This window comes from Rhodanobacter sp. FW021-MT20 (assembly GCF_041107475.1).
Lineage (GTDB): Bacteria > Pseudomonadota > Gammaproteobacteria > Xanthomonadales > Rhodanobacteraceae > Rhodanobacter_A > Rhodanobacter_A glycinis.
In genome coordinates, this window is the sequence record NZ_JBGBPX010000004.1 from 47,332 (window position 1) to 62,063 (window position 14,732).

General features: G+C 66.6%; 10 protein-coding genes. 1 reads left to right on the forward strand and 9 read right to left on the reverse strand.

The annotated features are described in order from the left end of the window. Positions 1-4: 4 nt before the first annotated feature. Genes AB7849_RS06860 through AB7849_RS06870 form a run of 3 tightly spaced genes read right to left on the reverse strand, consistent with a single transcriptional unit; the run spans position 5 to position 4,191 of the window. Positions 5-355 (reverse strand): hypothetical protein, encoded by a 351-nt coding sequence (locus AB7849_RS06860; RefSeq protein WP_037097885.1) that lies wholly within the window; start codon positions 353-355, stop codon positions 5-7. Positions 356-369: 14 nt separating this feature from the next. Beyond that, positions 370-3,837, reverse strand: coding sequence for an ankyrin repeat domain-containing protein (locus tag AB7849_RS06865; protein WP_369500743.1), 3,468 nt, complete (start codon positions 3,835-3,837; stop codon positions 370-372). 60 nt (positions 3,838-3,897) lie between these two features. Further along, positions 3,898-4,191, reverse strand: coding sequence for a YcgL domain-containing protein (locus AB7849_RS06870; RefSeq protein WP_008213371.1), 294 nt, complete (start codon positions 4,189-4,191; stop codon positions 3,898-3,900). A 194-nt stretch (positions 4,192-4,385) separates the two neighbouring features. On the opposite strand from AB7849_RS06870, the gene AB7849_RS06875 reads away from it, so the two are divergent. Continuing rightward, positions 4,386-5,792 carry an OmpP1/FadL family transporter gene (locus tag AB7849_RS06875; RefSeq protein ID WP_008213372.1) on the forward strand — a complete coding sequence of 469 codons (1,407 nt, stop codon included), beginning with the start codon at positions 4,386-4,388 and terminating at the stop codon, positions 5,790-5,792. A gap of 85 nt (positions 5,793-5,877) precedes the next feature. On the opposite strand, the gene AB7849_RS06880 is transcribed toward AB7849_RS06875, so the two are convergent. The 6 genes from AB7849_RS06880 to AB7849_RS06905 all read right to left on the reverse strand — a co-directional run bounded on the left by AB7849_RS06880 (position 5,878) and on the right by AB7849_RS06905 (position 14,698). Next, on the reverse strand, positions 5,878-7,290 hold the full coding sequence (locus AB7849_RS06880; protein ID WP_369500744.1) for a coniferyl aldehyde dehydrogenase: 1,413 nt from the start codon (positions 7,288-7,290) through the stop codon (positions 5,878-5,880). 96 nt (positions 7,291-7,386) lie between these two features. Further along, positions 7,387-9,870 carry a TonB-dependent receptor gene (locus tag AB7849_RS06885; RefSeq protein WP_008213377.1) on the reverse strand — a complete coding sequence of 828 codons (2,484 nt, stop codon included), beginning with the start codon at positions 9,868-9,870 and terminating at the stop codon, positions 7,387-7,389. Positions 9,871-9,969: 99 nt separating this feature from the next. After that, complete coding sequence (locus tag AB7849_RS06890) at positions 9,970-11,115, reverse strand: SO2930 family diheme c-type cytochrome (RefSeq protein WP_008213378.1); 1,146 nt, start codon at positions 11,113-11,115, stop codon at positions 9,970-9,972. A 4-nt stretch (positions 11,116-11,119) separates the two neighbouring features. After that, complete coding sequence (locus AB7849_RS06895; protein WP_008213380.1) at positions 11,120-12,358, reverse strand: parallel beta-helix domain-containing protein; 1,239 nt, start codon at positions 12,356-12,358, stop codon at positions 11,120-11,122. Between the two features lie 202 nt (positions 12,359-12,560). Then, positions 12,561-13,655, reverse strand: a complete 1,095-nt coding sequence (locus AB7849_RS06900) for an AraC family transcriptional regulator (RefSeq protein ID WP_369500745.1) — start codon at positions 13,653-13,655, stop codon at positions 12,561-12,563. Between the two features lie 296 nt (positions 13,656-13,951). Then, complete coding sequence (locus AB7849_RS06905; RefSeq protein WP_008213386.1) at positions 13,952-14,698, reverse strand: glucose 1-dehydrogenase; 747 nt, start codon at positions 14,696-14,698, stop codon at positions 13,952-13,954. Positions 14,699-14,732: the final 34 nt, after the last annotated feature.

Consider the following 14,732-nt stretch of genomic DNA (forward strand, 5'->3'; position numbering starts at 1 on the left):
GCTTCTAGAACACCATCACGTGATCGACCCGGTACGCACCGTCCTGCTCCACCAGTACCAGCTCGGCCACGAAGTCACCCGCTGCCTTGGTGAAGCGCTGTCGCCAGACCACGGCGATGGAGTCCGGGCGCCGGAACAGCGCGACGAATTCACGCCCGGCGAAGAAGCCGCGGCGGGCCTGGTAGTCCACGCAGATCGAGCGCAAGGCGTCCTCGGAAAGCATGCCCTTGAGGCGTGCGGTGAAGTCGCGGATGTGCCGCGGGTAATCGATGGCGGTGGACGCATCCATCAGGTTGTCCATGATGGGCTCGACCACCGCCATGATTTCCGCGTCGGACGCGTGAGCCAGTTGCATGCGGTGCGCGGCCGTCAGTCGGTCGGTTGCGCTGGTTGGCGCAAGGTTTGCCGCACGCTGGGGATCGCGCCAGCACCGCGCGCGGCCAGTTCGTGGGCGATGTCGACGTAGCCGAGCTGGCGGGCGACGTCGGCGGCGGTGCGACCGAAGGCATCGGCGGCGTTGCGGTCGGCGCCGCGCGACAGCAGCACGCGCGCGGGTGGCAGCAGGGCGTGCATGGCGCAGGCGTGCAGCGCGGTGACGCCGCGCTGGTCGGCGTGTTCCAGCTTCGCGCCAGCGTCGAGCAATACCGGCAACAACGCACCCAGGTGGGTGGCGTCGCAATCGCTGCCGGGGCGCAACTGGGCACCCAGCAACAGCAGCAGCGGGGTCTTGCCTTCCTTGTCGGCGAGATTCGTGTCGGCGTTGCGTTTGAGCAACACGTCGAACAAGCGGCGCGCGCGCAGGCTGTCGTTGTGTTCGAAGCCGAACTGCGCGGCGGCGTGCAGCGCGCCATGGCCGCGCGCGTCCACCGCGGCGATGTCGGCGCCGGCGTCGAGCAGCCGCTCGACGGTATCGGCATGGCCCATGGCGGCGGCGATCATCAACGCGGTGGCGTCGTCGGGAAGACGCTGGTCGACCGGCACGTCGCGTTCGATCAGCAGCGAAACCAGTGCCTCGCGGTGCGCGCCGACGGCGGCGGCCAGCGGGGTCACGCCGTTGTTCGCGGCCAGCGTGGCGTCGGCACCGGCATCGAGCAGGTGGGCGGCGATATCGCGATGGCCCGCGCCGCAGGCATGCAACACCGCGCTGGCGCCGTGCGCGTCGCGGGTATCCACGGCGAAACCGAGTTCGAGCAGGCGCTCCACGGCCACGGCGGCGCCAGCCTTGGCGGCGCCGGGAAGGTCGTCTGCACGCAGCGGGCGACGCGGGCGCACCCATCCGCCCCAATCCAGCCAGCGCTCGATCTCCGCGTGCTCCAGGGCCAGGCCCAGCGGGGTTTCGCCGTTCGCGTCGGCGGCTTCCGCGTCGGCGCCATGGGCGACCAGTTCGCGGACCAGCGGCAGCGCCTGCGCGCCGTGCTCCAGCGCGGCAAACAGCGGCGTGCGGCCGCTGGCATCGCGCGCGTTGGGATCGCAGCCGCGTGCCAGCAGGGCGTGCAACAGTGCGACATGGTTGAGTTCGGTAGCCAGGTGCAGCGGCGTGCGCCCTTGGGTGTCGGAACCGAAGGGATCGGCGCCGCGTTCGAGCATCACCAGTGGCAATGCCGTGCCCTGGACCGAGCCCTGCAGCCGGTCCAGCGCCTGGGCGAGCAGGCCGGCGCCGGCCGGCGTGGCACCGGCGACGAGCAGGTCGTCGACCGCTTCGACGGCCGTGGGCAGCTGCAACAGCAAGGCGTCGAACAGGCGCCGGCCAGGGGGCGGCAGTGCGGCCGCCGTGGCATCGTCGGCGGGCGTCGGGGCGGTGGTTTCGAAGCGGGCTTCGGGATCCAGGCCGTGGTCGAGCAACCAGCGCCGCGCGGTACCGAGGCCGGGAGCGGCAAGGTCCAGGTAAAGCTGGGCAAGCTGCGCTTGCGGCCATTCGCGTACGCGCGCGGCAAAGCCGGAAACGATCGCCCAGTGACCAAAGCGCAATGCATCAAGCAGGTGGGCCGGCGTGTCGGCGCCCTCGGCGAGCACGGCATCGGGTTCGAGGCTGGCCGGTAACGGGGTGTCCGGATCGAGCAGGGCGACCAGATCCCAGCGGCCCGCGGCGGCTGCATGATCGAGCGCGCTGCGACCGTCGCTGCCGGGTGTCTTCGCCTCGGCGCCCAGCGTGAGCAGCGCACGCACGGTGTCGGCGTGGGCGTGCGCCGACTGGCAGGCGAGGGTGAGTGCATCGCGGCCGTGGCTGTCGCGTACGCGGGCATCGGGTTGCGCCTCGGCCAGCAGTTGCACGATGCCGACGGCACCGGCTCGCGCGGCTTCCATCAGCGCGGTGCTGCCGTGGCGGTCGGCTAGTGCCACGTCGGCATTGGCCGCACGCAGCGCACGGGCGATCTGCTCGTGGCCTTCGGCGGCGGCGACCATCAGGGCGCTGCGCCGGTTGGCGTCGACCACGTTGACCGCGGCGCGATGCTTGAGCAGCAGCTTCACGCCTTCGGCATCGTCGTCGCGGACGCCGGCGGCGGCGACCAGGGCCGGCTCGCCATCGGCGGGGGCCGACTTGGCACCGCGTTCCAGCAGGAATTTCGCCAGCGTCCAGTTGGCCGCGCGGCAGGCAACGGCGAGTGGCCCGAGGCCGGCCTTGTTGAGTGCATTCACCGGGGCGGCGGCGTCCAGCAGCATGGCGGCGACGATCGGTTCCTCGCTGAGCACCGCGCCGTGCAATGGCGTGTTGCCTTCGGCATCGGTGGCCAGCGGGCTGGCGCCGTTGGCGAGCAGGGTCATCACGGCATCGGCGCGGCCCGCGCGGCTGTCACGGGTGGCGGCCAGCAACGGGGTCAGGCCACCACTGGCGCGATTGACGTCGGCGCCCTTGGCGATCAGTGCGCGCAGCAGGCGCGTGTCCGGCAGCAGCGCGGCGAGCATCAGCACCGGGCGCTGGTCGCGGTCGTCGGCGGTCGGCGCGGTATCCGGGTCGGCGCCGGCATCGATCAGCGCCAGCGCACGCTCGATGTCGCCGTCACGGGTGGCGTCGAGCAGGGCGGTGGCCTGTTCGGGCGTGCCGGCGGTTCGCTCCTCTTCGCTCAACGCGACGGGGGCAGGTGGCGTGACCGCGATCAGATCGTCACCAGGAAGAACCTGGCTGCGACGGACGTGGCGACCTTCGCAGAGCAATGCGCGCAAGGTGCGGTTGGCGATCACCAGGCAGCCCAGCGGCATCAGCACCACCGCATAAATCGCCAGCGCGGCCGTGCGCATTTCCGTAGGCAGCACGCCGTACAGTCCGCTGAGCGCAATGGCGGCGAAGGCCAGCACCAGCAGTGCAAGCGCGGCCGGCAGGAAGTGGGTGAAGAAGCGTTCCTCGCGCGACAGGTGCCGACCGAACGCGATGCTGCGCGCGGTGGCGGTGAAGATCCACGAGCCTTCATGCTGGCCCTGGGCGGGGTAGGCATCGTCCCAGACGAAGACCAGGCCAAAGGCCGGCCACAGTCGCCACAGCACGGCCAGCGCCGCCACCAGCACCGCCGCGAGCAGCACGGTGGCGCCCAGTCCATGCTGCTGGCTCAGCCACAGCATCGGCCCGGCGACCAGCAGGAACACCAGTGCGGCGTAGGTGGTGAACATCACCAGATGGGCCGCGCCCCGGCGCAACACGGTGCGGCTGAAGCTGGGTTCGGGGTCGAAGCCGATGGCGTGGCAGACCGCCGCCATGGTCAGCGTGTTGGCCAGCAACAACGGGATCAGGGTGAGCGGATGGGCGCCGATGGTGGCGATCGCGACGGCGAGGAGGCCGGGTACGAACCACGCGATGGACGACAACAGGGGCGCCGGGCGCCGGTGCGATTTGGAATAAGCCATGGCGGCGAGTATAGAAAGCGTGGCAAGTGCTGGCGGTAATCCTTTGTTAACGAGGCGACATCACTCGCCCCTGCGATCGGCTGGATCACTCTGGTAGGGCAGATGGTTGCAGGTGGCCATGGTGGACTTCGGCGGCAGCTGCAGGTGCCATCCCTGCGTGCGCAGATGCTCGACCACCAGCTGTGCGTCTTCCTGCGGCAGGCGGCGTTCGCCGCTCAGTTCCACTTCCAGTGCAAAGCGCAATTCGCCCAGCATCAGTGCCAGCGAAGGCGGCAGTACGTCGAACTGGTCGCGGCTGGCCAGCCACAGGTAGGCGTCGGGCTTGCGCAGGCTGGCGTAGACGTAACTGTGCATGGCGACGTCCGCAAATCGGCAAAGGAAGGGAAAGGGTAACAGTCCGCATCGCCGTTGTTTGCTGCATCTGCACTTGCATGCCTTTGCCGGAGTGGGCAGAGTGCCGTGCAGGGGTATCAAACGCACGTATGAATCAGTCGCCGCGCACTTGCCCCGCTACCACCCGAGTTGCCAACAATAAGCAGGAGCAAGCGATGTTCAAGTCCTTCCGTCATATTCCCGGCGCGGCCACCCCGCTTGCGCTTGCCGCGTTGAGCCTGGCCGTCGCGGCGGGTCTGGCGTTGCCGATGAATGCGCACGCCAGTGCGTTCCAGCTCAAGGAAGACAGCGCCAAGGCGATGGGCCGCGCCTACGCCGGTTCGGCGACGGCGGGTGGCGACGTGTCGGTCGTGGCCAACAGCCCTGCCGCGATGAGCGACTTGAAGGGCACCTATTTCCAGGCCGACGTCACCGCGATCAACTTCAGCGCGAAGTTCAGCGGCAGCGCAGTCGATGGCGAAGGCCGGCCGATCAGCGGCGGCAATGGCGGCGACGGCGGCACCACGTTGCCAGTGCCGGCGTTGTTCTTCGAAACCCAGCTCAGCGATCGCTGGCACGTGGGCGCCAGCTTCACCGTGCCGTTCGGTTTCCAGACCGAGTACGACAAGAACTGGGTTGGCCGTTACAACGGCATCAAGTCCAAGTTCCAGTCGCTGGACGCCACGCTGTCGGCCTCGTATGCGGTCACCGACACTTTCAGCGTGGGCGCCAGCGCCATTGCGCAGAAAACCAGCGCGACGCTGACCAGTGCGGTCAATTTCAATGGCGTGGGCTATGAGCTGGCCGGCCAGGCCGGTCTGCCGCCTGCGCTGGTGGATGGCCTGATCCCGCCGGGCACCGACGGCATGGCCAGCATCAAGGGCGACGACTGGGGTTGGGGCTGGCAGCTGGGTGGTTACTGGAAGCTGAGCCCGAACGATCGCTTCTCGCTCAACTATCGCTCCAAGATCAGCCACAAGCTGCACGGCACGGCCAACTTCAACGTGCCGGACAACGTGACCTCGCTGGTCACCAGCCTGGCGCCGTTGCTGGGTCTGAACGCGAACAGCCTGCCGTTCCAGCACACCACGGGCACGGCCGACTTCACCACGCCGGCGGTGGCCAATGCCAGCTACTGGCACCAGGCCGAGAAGTTCGGCGTCGGCATCGACCTGGCCTGGACCAAGTGGGATGTGTTCAAGAACCTCACGGTGAACTACGGCAACCCGTACCAGCCGCCCACGGTGGAAGCATTCAACTGGCGCAATACCTGGTATGCGTCGATCGGTGGCGACTACTACCTCAACGAGCAGGTGACCCTGCGCGCCGGTGTCGCCGTGGACACCACGCCGACCTCTGCGCGGACCCGCGACGTGCGCGTGCCGGATTCGACCCGCAAGATGGTTTCCTTCGGCATCGGCTACAAGCCGACCGATCGTTTCGAGATCAACGCCTCGTACGCGCACATCTTCGTCAATCAGGCACATCTCGACGGCTCGGTCAGCCCTACCGGCGACGTGGTCACCGGCCAGTTCGACGACTACGGCAACCTGCTGAGCCTGTCGGCGCAGTACCACTTCTAAGCGCCTGACGCGCCGCGGATGCATGAAAAAACCTCCCCGTTCGCGGGGAGGTTTTTTTGTGGGTGACGTTGTGGCGGCCGCGGTTTCAGCCGCGTCGTCGCAGCAGTCCCAGCATTCGGCGGAAACGTTCGCCATAGGGCGGGTTGAGCAGGCCGGCGCCGTTGAAGCGGGCCTGGTGGAACACCGGCTTCAGGTGCGAGAACGTGCGGAAGCCGGCCTCGCCGTGGTAGCCACCCATGCCCGAGGCGCCGACGCCGCCGAACGGCAGGTGGTGCTGGGCGATGTGGTAGAGCGTGTCGTTGACGCTGACGCCGCCGGCATGGGTTTGTGCCAGTACGCGATCGGTCGTCGCCTTGTCCGTTTCGAACAGATACAGCGCCAGCGGATGGGCACGGGCGGTGATGTAAGCGATCGCCTCGTCCAGCGTGTCGTAGGGCACCAGCGGCAGCAATGGGCCGAAGATTTCCTCGCGCATCACGCGCATGTCGTCGCGCACGCCGGTAAGCAGGGTGGGCGGCAACAGGCGACGGCTGGCTTCCGGCGCGACATCGGCCAGCGATTCGGCACGGGCACCGCCGGCCACGGCGGCATCACGCAGGGCCAGCAGGCGTTCGTAGTGGTGGTCGGTGGCGATGCTGGCGTATTGCGTGTTGTGCGACAGATCCGGGTACAGCTTCGCGGCGACCTTGCGTGCGGTGGCGATGAACGCATCGACCTGCGCTCGCGGCAGCAGCACGTAGTCCGGCGCGATGCAGGTTTGTCCCGCATTGACCAGCTTGCCGAACACGATGCGTTCCACCGCATGCTCGAAACGTGCGCCGGGACCGATGATCGCCGGCGACTTGCCGCCCAGTTCCAGCGTCACCGGCGTGAGGTTGGCCGCGGCGGCGCGCATCACGTGGTGGCCGACCGAGGTGGAACCGGTGAACAGCAGGTGGTCGAACGGTAGCGCGGAAAAAGCCTGGGCCACGTCGGCATTGCCGGTGATCGCCAGTACCTCGTCGGGCTTGAAATGATCCGCCACCAGTTCCGCGAACAGCGCGGAGAAGCGCGGGGTGAATTCGCTCATCTTCACCATCGCGCGATTGCCGGCGGCGAGCGCGCCCACCAGCGGACCCACGGCCAGGTACAGCGGATAGTTCCACGGCACGATGATGCCGATCACCCCGCGTGGTTGCGGGCGCAGCTCGGTGCGCGCGGGCAGGAACAGCCAGTCGGCGAGATGCCGGCGCGGCTTCATCCAGCGCTTGCCGTGGCTCAGCGCGTGGCGGATCGCGGACAGGCTGGGGAAGATCTCCAGCAAGTCGGTTTCCTCGGCGGGACGGCAGCCGAAATCCGCATGGATGGCTTCGACGATGCTGTCGCGATGGTCGAGCAGCATCTTCTCCAGGGTGCGCAGCCGGGTTGCCCGGGTGGCCCAGTCAGGCATCGGCTGGTGCTGCTGGGCGGCGCGCAACCGCTGCAGGCTTGTCGCTAGGTTGGAGGTGGAGTCGTTCATGTGTTCCATGTGCCGTGAAGGATGCCGCATGCGCTCCATGCGGCAGGTGTCCATATCGTGCACGCCTCGACCGTGTGATGGCGTGAGCGTTTTGCCTCAGAGCTTCGCGCGCAACTCGACGCCCCACATGCGGGGCGGGGTGATGTGCGCCACCGCCAGGCCGAACGGCGCCGCCGTATTGTCCACGCCGGTGACGTAACGCTTGTTGAGCAGGTTGGTGACGAAGACGCCGACGCCCCAACGCGAGCCGGGTGCATTCCAGTCCAGTCGCATGTCGACGCTCTGCCGCGCCGAGCCGACGGTGAAGTTGGGGCTGACCTGACAGTTGCCTTGCAGTTGCGAATCGCTGTTGCAACGGGATTTGCCGCGATACCCGTACGACGCGTCGTAGACCAGGCTGCCGTTGAACACGTGCGGCAAGGTATAGCTGAGGCTGGCGGCACCCGAGAAGATCGGTGTGCCGGTCGGCTGGCCCGCCAGGTTGTTGCCGTCGGGTGCGATGTAACGGGTGTAGGTCGAATTGATGAAGGCGCCATTCAGGCCCAGTCGCAGGCCGTCCGTCGGCGCCCATTGCAGCTCGACTTCCAGGCCGCGGGCATGCTGGTCGCTGGTGCTGGTCACGTATTCCGGAATGCCGTTGGTGCCTGCCGTGGCCGGCTTCAGCACCAGCGCCTGCAGGTTCTTGTAGGTGTAGTAGTAAGCGGTCACGTTGAGCAGCAGATTCTGCTCGGGGAACACGGTCTTGATGCCGCCTTCGTAGTTGACCACGTGCTCGGGCGAGTAGTGGGAGTTGAACTCAAGCATGTTGTAGCCGCCGGCCTTGTAACCCCGGGTGACGGAGCCGTAGGCCATGATGTTCGGCGTGAAGTGGTAGTCCAGCACCACGCGCGGACTGAAGTCGCGCCAGTTGTTGCGCGCTTGCGCCAGCACGTTGACCGGGGCGCCAGTGGCGGTGTTGAAGACCTGGTTCTGCTGGAACACGCTGGGATCGATGCCGACGAGTTGCAGCAACGGCGCCAGCCCGGTCAGGGTGGTATCCAGCTGCGGTGCGTAGCGCGGCGGGTTGAACCAGCTGAATTGCTTCTGGTCGAGGGTGTAACGCGCACCGGTGGTGAGGTTGAGCCTGTCGGTGAGGTGCCAGATCACGTCGCCATAGACGGCGTAGGAATTGATGTTTTCGTCGTTGCGGACTTCCTCGCGCCACGGATCGCCAAGCAGGGTGTACTGGCCATAGCCCACCAGCGGCAGCAGCGAGTTGTAGAACGCGAAGGTATCCGTCGGCCCCAGTGAGCCGCTGTTCAAGCCGAGCGTGTCGAGACTGTCGGTATAGGTGTCGACCCGGCTGATCTGGCGCGCCTGCTCGTGGTAGAAGCTGGTGCCGGCGACCCAGTCGACCAGATCGGTATTACCGGTCAGTTTGAATTCCTGGTACCAGCTGTTGTTGTGCTCGATATTGGCGGTATCGAGATAGGTGTCACGCTGGTTGGTGCCGTCGTAGTCGCCCAGGTTGTAAGTGTCGAAATTGCGCCACGCCGTGGTGGAGGTGAAGCTGCCCCAGCCGAAGGAGTGGTCCACCGTCAGGGTGACGCCATTGAAGCGGCGTGTTTCGGCCGCGCCCACGGCGTCACCGTACAGCGGCGCGTGCAGCGGGTTCATCCAAGTCTTCGGATCGGCCGGGAAGGGCGGCACCGTGCCGGTGAGAGGTGCCGGCCGCGGCACATAGCTGGACAGCGGCACCACGCTGTAGGCCGCCTGGGGCGCCTGCTTGAGCTGCTCGTGATCCCACGCCAGCAGCACGCGCGTATTCGGCGTGATGTTCCAGCGGTACTGGGCGCGCGTGCCCCAGTCGTGGTTGCCACCGTAGTGCTTGCCGTTGGCACTGTCCCTGGCCCAGCCATCGCTCTGGTTGTCCAGCACGCTGAAACGCAGGGCCATGTCCTGGTTCAACGGGACATTCAGGAGTACATCGCCGTAGCGCTCGCCGTACGCGCCGTAGCGGAAGGTTCCCTTGGCCTCGAAGGTGTCGCCCGGTTCGTTGGTGATGATCGATATCGCGCCGGCAGCGGAATTGCGGCCGAACAAGGTGCCTTGCGGGCCCTTCAGCACTTCGATCCGCTTGATGTCGTTGAACGCCAGCAGGGCACCGCCGGAACGCGCGGCATAGACGCCGTCGACATAAACACCCACGGCCGGTTCCGTGCCGATGCCGAAGCCGCTGCCGCCGATGCCGCGCAGTGCATAGGACGGTTGGGTCGGCTGGCCGGCACTGACCACCAGCCCGGGCACGAAGATGTCCATCTTGCTGATGTCGGTGGCAGCCAGCGTGTCGACCTGCTTGGCGGTGACGATCTGCAGCGCGATCGGCACGTCCTGCATTTCCTGCGCGCGGCTTTGCGCGGTGACGGTGATCGCGCCGAGTTGCTTGACCTCGCGCGTATCGGGCTTGCTGGCCTGTTTGGGTGGCGTCGTCGCGGCCGCCTGGTCGGCGAAAGCCGGCAGCGGTGCACACAGCAACAGGGCGGCGCCGCCGGAAAGCAGGTGGCGCAGGCTGGCGGACAGTGGTCGTTGGCGCATCGTCATCCGAAGTTCTCCCCTTGGCATCGTGTCGCGTGGTGGTCGTGCCGACACGCGACGGATCATTTCGTGGCTTTGCTACGACAGGCCTTGGCGTGGCGCGGCTCAGTGCACGATGGTGCAATCCCCTTTCAGCGACAGGATCCACGAGCGGATCAGTGCCGTGCCCTCGCGATCCACCGTACTGCGGCCGATTTCCGGCATCATCACGCCCGGCCGGGTCGAGGCCATGCGGTGCATCAGGATCGAGTCGTCAGGCTTGCCCGGCACGATGTCGAACAAGCGCCCGCCGGTACCCGGGCCCGCCGCCTCGGGCGATTTGCAGATGCCCATGTGATGGGTTTCCGGCGTGTTGTAGCCGAGCGACAGACCGGTGACGTTGGCCACGCCATTCGGGTTGTGGCACATCGCACAGTTGATATCGAGGTAGGCGCGTGCGCGCGCGTCGAGCGAGGCACTCGGGTCGCGCCAGTTGGCATCGTGCGGAATGTCGGCCATCTTCGGCAGATCGCTGAGGTAGCCGATGGAAGCCAGGTAGGTCAGCTGGTTCTGCGGACCCTTGCCGTAGTCGTAATCCCGGTTCATGTGGCGCGCCTGCGGGCCGATCAGCTGGATCTTGCGGCTGATCATGTTGGCCTCGTGGCAGGTCACGCATTGCCCCTCGTCGGGCACCACGTAGTTGAAATCCTCGCGGCCGCCCTGGGCATCGACCAGGGTCAGTGGTTCCACTGCGCCGGTGCGGGCGAGGGTGGCTTCGGTCTGCGCGTCGTTCCACACGTAGGTGAGTGGCGCCCAGCCGTCCTTGCGACGTACCAGCAGGCGGGTCTCGATCAGGTGTACGGTGGCCAAGTTCAGGCCCAGCCCGGCGGAGTCGCCGTCATAGCGCAAGGTGCGCGCCACGTCGGTGAACTTGCCGTCCCCGGCGCGCGGGTAATAGAAGGTCTTGCTGACCACGGTGCCGACCGGAAAGTCGAACGGACCGTCCTTGGTGTACTTCGCCGTGGTGCCCTTGGGCATCCAGATCGTGCGCAGCTTGTGCACGTAGTCGGTGAACAGGTGCGTGTTGAGTCCGTACGGCACCACGCCGGTGTTGAGTTCGAGCTTGCCGTCACGAGCTTCGACGATATGCCAGTCGCTCAGTTTCGCCGGCTGGCCGTCGGCATGGAACGCCACCGCCGGCATGCCGCGATGGCAGCCGGCCAGCAGTGCCAGCGCCAACAATGCAGAGTATTTTGCGAATTTCACCAGCATGCGCTCAGATCTTCGGTTCGGGATTGAGGACCACTGCCGGCAGCTTCGGCAGCGTGCACTGGAACGGCTTCATGTCGGTGCTGGGGTGCTTGTAGCCGTCCGGACCGTCGGCATCGAGCACGCCGCTGACGTCCTGGATGCAGATGCGATCGTCCGCCGGCACCTGGCCGTTTACCTTGCCCTTCGGATCGGCGTAGCCATCCCACAACACGTCGGGGAAGTGGCCGGTGATGCCGTAGACCATGGTCTTCAGCGTCTTGAATTCCAGCCCGCTGGGCGAATCGCCGCCACCCTTCAGGCGGTTGCCGTAGACGAAGATGCCCTTCGGATACGGGTTGTAGTCGGCCGCCACGCCTAGGCGGCTGGAGTAATTGGTGGAGTAGAAGCTGGAGATGATGATGTTGGCCGTCTTGTTGTCGGCAATGTCGTTGTCGAAGATCTCCACCTTGTCGTTGGAGTTCACCACCACGCCGGAACCGGGCGGCACGCTGGCGACCGCCGAACCGTTCGCCGCGAAATTGTCGTGGTTGTTGCCGATCACCTTGTTCTTGAACACGCGGGTGGAATGGCCTTCCATCAGCAGGTCCGGCATGTTGAACACCAGGATGCCGCCGGAGTTGTTGGTGGCGGTGTTGCCGTAGACGTCGGCGTCCACCGAGTTCTCGATCTCGATGCCGGCCGGGTTCCGCTCGACGCGGTTGTTGCGCACGATGATGTTGTTGGACTGGCCCACGTAGATGCCCGAATCGGATGCGCCGATCGCCACCGAGTCCTCGATCAGCACGTTCTGCGTCTTCACCGGGTAGATGCCGTACGGGCCATTGCTGGTCTTGGTGTGGCCGGTCCACTCCACGCGCACGCCGTGGATGGTGATGTTCTTGCCGTGGTTGATCTTCAGCCCGTCGCCCTTGGTGTCTTCGATCGCCAGGTTCTCGATGGTGAAGTCGTTGGCGTTCACCAGCAGGCCTTCCGGCCCCACCACCTGGCCCTTGAACGACAGCACCGTCTTGTCCATGCCGGCGCCCTTGATGGTGACGCCGTCGGTGCGCAGGCTGAGACCGCGCTTGAGCGAATAATGGCCGGCGGGAATGTCGATCACGCTGCCGGGCTTGGCATCCAGCAGCTGCTCCTGCAGCTTCGCCTCGAAGCTGGCATCGGTCTGGTTTTGCGGAGCCGGCGCGTGGTCGCTGCCGCAACCGGCCAGCGCGGTGGCCAGGGCAATCGTGATGAGTGTCTTGCGCATGATCGTTGAACTCCCCATTCGAACGGCATCGTCAGATGCTGCCACTGTCACGCAATCTGATGCGTGATGGGAGGGCAAAGCGGCCTGCAAGCGGGGGGCAAAACGGCCAGTGTGGAAGAGTTTCTGCAGGAGCGCACCCTGTGCGCGATGCTTTTCACCTCGATTAAAGGGCATCGCGCACAGGGTGCGCTCCTACAGCATCTCAAGCGGCAGTGCGGCGAGCTTCCCGCGGCGCCATGCCGGTCCAGCGCTTGAACGCGCGGCGGAATTCGCGCGGATCGCTGAAGCCGACTTCGCTGCCGATGGCGGCGACGCTCAGGCTGCCGGCCTGCAGCAATTGCAGCGCGCGCTCGGCGCGCACGCGGTCGTGGATCTCGCGGAAGATGCGGCCGCTCTCGGCCAGCTTGCGGCGCAGCGAGCGTTCGCTGAGGTTGAGCGTGTGCGCCACGTCGTTGAGCTTCGGTTGCTCGCGCAACTGGTTGCGCAGCAGACGTTCCACCGCCGCGACGATTTCCTGGTGCGGTTCGCCGCCGTCCGGCGTGCGTTGCTGTGCGCACAGCGCCAGTGCCTGTTTCGCGGTGAGCGGGTTGTAGCCGGGCAACGGCCGGGCCAGCCAGCTTGTCTCGATCAGCAAGCGGCATTGCGGCGCACCGAAGCGCAGTTCGCAGCGGAACAGTTCGGCATAGGCGTCGGCATAAGCGGGACGCGGATAGCCCAGCTCCACGCGCAGCGGCGCCAGCTCGGAACCGACCAGTTCACGCGCGATCATGGTGGAACTGGCAAACAGCTCCTCGCAGAAGAACGGCAGCAACTCGACATCGCCGAACTGCGGCGTGGCGACCAGCGCCACCGTACCTTCATCGACCACTTCGAAGGCGAGGTCGAGCAGGCAGCCGCAGATCTTGTGGTACTGGATGCCCGACTGCATCGCCTCGCCGAAGGTGCGCGAGGTCATCATCGCCAGCCCGAGCAGGCCGAAACCGCCCACCGTACCCTGGCGGCCGATGCGCAGGCCGGCATCCGGCACGCCGGCATTGGCCAGCGCTGCCAGTGCGCGCCGCACGAAACTGCTGGCCTGGCGATAGGACACGCGCAGTGCCGGATCGGCCAATTGCGCGCGATTCAGCGACAACCCGGCGAACCACGCGCGACAGTCGATGCCACGTTCGTCTGCCAGCTGGCTCAGGTAGAGCAGCTTGTTCGAGGGAAACTCGGCGGCGGTGAAGCGCGGATCATCCGCCACCAGCGCGGCGGCACTGGCACGGGACGGATCGAGCAGAGCGGCGGGACGTGCCATGGTGCGATTGCTCCGACACAGGCGGGCCGGGCGTGGCCGGCGTTCCCCCCTTTTCTACCACGCATGCGCCGCGAACCGCTTGCGCATTGCACAAGCGGGCCGCGAAGTGTCGTGCGGCAGCCCATGGCGGCAGCTCTGACAGTTACCCGGGCCTGTGGCAATCCCACCTCTCGTGGCATCTCCATCGGCGCGCCCGGGGCATGTCCGTACGCGCCGGCGCGAAACAGTCACTGGCGTGACTGCTCCACGTTTGGCCCTCCATGGCCGCGCCGGGCGTTCCAATGGTTCACCAACGCTCAGCGCATGCCGCCACTGGCGTAGAGCTTTTCGCCGCTCAGCCAACCGGCATCATCGGAGGCCAGGAACACGGCGATGGCGGCGATGTCCTGCGGCTGGCCAATGCGGCCCAGCGGCGTCTGGGCGACGATCTGGGCCTGGAAGTCGGAACCGATGAAGCCGGCGGCGTGAGCGCCTTCCGTCTCCACCATGCCGGGGTTCAATGCATTGACGCGGATGCCACGCGGACCCAGCTCGCGCGCGAGCGCGCCGGTAATGCCTTCCACGGCGGCCTTGGTGGCCGTATACACCGCCGAACCGGGTGGGGTGACGCGGGAGACCACCGAGCCGATATTGATGATGCTGGCACCCGTGCGCAGATGCTTCGCCGCCGCCTGGGTAACCAGCAGCAGGCCCAGCACGTTGACGTCGAATTGCTTGCGGTAGTGCGGCTCGCTGATGTCCTCGATCGGGGCGAACTCGTAGACGCCGGAGTTGTTGACGAGGATGTCCAGGCGACCGAATTTCTCGACCGTCTGCGTGACGACGGACTGCGCATCGGCGGCATCGGCGATGTTGCCTTGCACGGCGATGGCCTTGCCGCCGGCCTGGGTGATTTCGGCTACCACGGCATTGGCGCCAGCCTTGCTGGAGGCGTAGTTCACGACGACGGCGGCACCTTCGGCGGCGAGCGCCTTGGCGATGGCGGCACCAATGCCTTTGGAAGCGCCGGTAACGAGGGCGGTCTTGCCTTCAAGCTTGCTCATGGGGGTGGATCCTTGCGGGGTGGGGGAGGGTTAG

What these genes read in the sequence shown, in the direction of transcription:
- AB7849_RS06860 (WP_037097885.1), bottom strand. Translation starts at nt 355, where the DNA reads ATGCAACTGGCTCACGCGTCCGACGCGGAAATCATGGCGGTGGTCGAG.
- AB7849_RS06865 (WP_369500743.1), bottom strand. Translation starts at nt 3,837, where the DNA reads ATGGCTTATTCCAAATCGCACCGGCGCCCGGCGCCCCTGTTGTCGTCC.
- AB7849_RS06870 (WP_008213371.1), bottom strand. Translation starts at nt 4,191, where the DNA reads ATGCACAGTTACGTCTACGCCAGCCTGCGCAAGCCCGACGCCTACCTG.
- AB7849_RS06875 (WP_008213372.1), top strand. Translation starts at nt 4,386, where the DNA reads ATGTTCAAGTCCTTCCGTCATATTCCCGGCGCGGCCACCCCGCTTGCG.
- AB7849_RS06880 (WP_369500744.1), bottom strand. Translation starts at nt 7,290, where the DNA reads ATGAACGACTCCACCTCCAACCTAGCGACAAGCCTGCAGCGGTTGCGC.
- AB7849_RS06885 (WP_008213377.1), bottom strand. Translation starts at nt 9,870, where the DNA reads ATGACGATGCGCCAACGACCACTGTCCGCCAGCCTGCGCCACCTGCTT.
- AB7849_RS06890 (WP_008213378.1), bottom strand. Translation starts at nt 11,115, where the DNA reads ATGCTGGTGAAATTCGCAAAATACTCTGCATTGTTGGCGCTGGCACTG.
- AB7849_RS06895 (WP_008213380.1), bottom strand. Translation starts at nt 12,358, where the DNA reads ATGCGCAAGACACTCATCACGATTGCCCTGGCCACCGCGCTGGCCGGT.
- AB7849_RS06900 (WP_369500745.1), bottom strand. Translation starts at nt 13,655, where the DNA reads ATGGCACGTCCCGCCGCTCTGCTCGATCCGTCCCGTGCCAGTGCCGCC.
- AB7849_RS06905 (WP_008213386.1), bottom strand. Translation starts at nt 14,698, where the DNA reads ATGAGCAAGCTTGAAGGCAAGACCGCCCTCGTTACCGGCGCTTCCAAA.